Here is a 1,064-nt window from a genome sequence, read left to right as displayed (position 1 = left end):
CTCCTATCCCTGTTACTTCCTAATTCCTTTTTAGTGGGGGAGTGTGAACAGTTACATTGCTATCGTGATGTTTTAGTACAATTTCAGATTAAGGCTAATTTAGTTGTGCCATTACTACAGGGAGAAGATTTATGGGGTTTACTGTGTATTCATCAATGTTCTGCACCTCGTCATTGGGAAACTTTTGAAATTGAACTTGTGCAACAAATAGCCAATCAATTAGCGATCGCTATTCAACAAGCGCATTTATTTGAGCAATTACAACTGTCTCTAGTTCAAGAAAAAGAAGTCAGTAAAATGCGATCGCGCTTCATTTCTATGGCATCCCATGAGTTTCGCACACCTTTAGCCATTATTGCCTCATCTACAGGTATTTTACAAACCTTTATCGATCGCCTGACCCCAGAAAAAAGACAGGGACATCTAGAGGTTATTCAAAAAACTATCAAACATATAGTTCAACTCCTAGATGATGTTCTCATGATCAACCGGGCTGAAGCCCAGAAAATGGAATTTAAACCAGAACTATTAGATATAATTTCCTTTTGTTTACGGCTGAAAGAGCAAATAGAAGATACTAGCAGCCGCCGGACAATTAACTTTTCTCTCAATAGCAGTCAGCCAATATTAAATGATACTTTATTTGTGCAGTTCGATCCCAAACTCGTGCGCCAAATTCTCACAAATCTCCTCAGCAACGCTATTAAATATTCTCCTGAAAATAGTCCAATTGATTTTAGGTTAGAGATCGAAAATAATCAACTAATCTTTCAAATTCAAGATTATGGTATTGGCATTCCTGAACAAGATCGAGTTGATTTATTTACATCTTTTCATCGAGCCTCTAATGTTGGTAGTATTTCCGGTACAGGTTTAGGTTTGGCAATAGTCAAAAAATGCGTTGATCAACACAACGGTGAAATCACATTAGATACAGAAGTAAAAAAAGGAACGACATTTATCGTCAGGATTCCTCTTTAAGGAGTCAGGAATCAAGGAGTCAGGAGTCAGGAGTCAGGAGTCAGGAGGAAGAAAGAAGAAGGAAGAAGGAAGAAGGAAGAAGG

1 protein-coding gene is annotated in these 1,064 nt (G+C 37.9%); it reads left to right on the top strand.

Annotated elements, in window-relative coordinates; translation table 11 throughout:
• Positions 1 to 981 (top strand): HAMP domain-containing sensor histidine kinase (locus FJR05_RS12375; RefSeq protein ID WP_168644370.1); only part of this gene is annotated, 981 nt, incomplete at its 5' end.
• Positions 982 to 1,064: the final 83 nt, after the last annotated feature.

Origin of the sequence: Dolichospermum sp. UHCC 0259 (assembly GCF_009711935.1) — a bacterium.
In the GTDB taxonomy this organism is placed as follows: Bacteria; Cyanobacteriota; Cyanobacteriia; order Cyanobacteriales; family Nostocaceae; genus Dolichospermum.
This window is presented reverse-complemented; position numbering and strand designations above follow the sequence as displayed.